The 1223-nt window shown below is 50.2% G+C and carries 1 protein-coding gene; it reads left to right on the top strand.

Going from position 1 to position 1223, the window contains the following annotated elements:
• Window positions 1–116 precede the first annotated feature (116 nt).
• Complete coding sequence (locus BM022_RS14975; RefSeq protein ID WP_091140579.1) at window positions 117–1160, top strand: IS481 family transposase; 1044 nt, start codon at window positions 117–119, stop codon at window positions 1158–1160.
• The last annotated feature ends 63 nt before the right edge of the window (window positions 1161–1223 follow it).

Below are 1223 nucleotides of genomic sequence, written 5' to 3'. Positions count from 1 at the left end.
TGTAGTAGTTTCGATTTAATCTGACAGTAGGGCCTTGCCAAAGGTGGGGTTACCCGGTTTGATAGAGGTGCGAATCTTTATCAAATTGAGCGCTGAGAGCGCAAAGGAGTAACCCCATGAGTAGTGTTCAACAAAATGTTATCAAGCACAAGGTAGGTTTGCTTAATCTGGCAGCTGAGCTTGGCAATGTATCCCGTGCCTGCAAGGTGATGGGTCTTTCCCGCGATACCTTTTATCGCTATCAATCGGCTATGGAATCGGGCGGCATTGATGCTCTGATTGATGCCAACCGACGCAAGCCGAATCCCAAGAATCGGGTTGAAGAAGCAACTGAGGTGGCAGTGGCTGCATTTGCAATTGAGCAGCCTGCCTTTGGTCAAGTTCGGGTATCCAACGAGCTACGCAAGCGCGGCATCTTCGTTTCTCCCTCAGGTGTTCGCTGCGTCTGGTTGCGCCGCGACCTGGAATCATTCAAGAAGCGTTTGTTGGCATTAGAGCGCCATGTTGCAGAAACGGACGGAGTTCTGACCGAAGCACAGGTTAGTGCCCTGGAGAAGAAACAAGACGATGATATGGCTTATGGCGAGGTTGAAACGGCTCATCCTGGCTATCTGGGGTCTCAGGACACCTTCTATGTAGGGACAATCAAAGGCGTTGGCCGCATCTATCAGCAGACGTTCGTCGATACCTACTCCAAGTGGGCTGCGGCCAAGCTGTACACGACCAAGACCCCGATTACAGGGGCCGATCTACTCAATGATCGGGTGCTGCCTTTCTTTACAGAACAGGGTATGGGCCTGATCCGTATTTTGACCGACAGAGGGACCGAGTATTGTGGAAAGCCGGAGACTCATGATTACCAACTCTACCTGGCCATTAACGACATCGAGCACTCCAGGACCAAAGCCAATCATCCGCAGACCAACGGTATCTGTGAGCGCTTCCACAAAACCATCTTGCAAGAGTTCTACCAGGTCGCGTTCCGGCGCAAAGTCTACAGGTCACTCGAAGAACTGCAAATTGATCTGGATGAATGGCTGCATACCTACAATCACGACCGCACACATCAGGGCAAGATGTGTTGCGGTCGAACACCTATTCAAACATTAATTGACGGAAAGGAGGTCTGGAACGATAAAATTACCGCACTGAATAGTTAAATCTGATCTGACAATTGCACCTGTCAAATCGGGTAACTGTCAGATGAAGTCGCGACTACTACA

This window comes from Nitrosospira sp. Nsp14, assembly GCF_900113575.1.
Classification (GTDB): domain Bacteria; phylum Pseudomonadota; class Gammaproteobacteria; order Burkholderiales; family Nitrosomonadaceae; genus Nitrosospira.
Note: the sequence above shows the minus strand (reverse complement) of the source record. Positions and strands in the feature narration are given on the sequence as shown.

Excerpts from the sequence above, each read along its gene's own strand:
- BM022_RS14975 (WP_091140579.1), top strand. The coding sequence starts at position 117 with ATGAGTAGTGTTCAACAAAATGTTATCAAGCACAAGGTAGGTTTGCTT.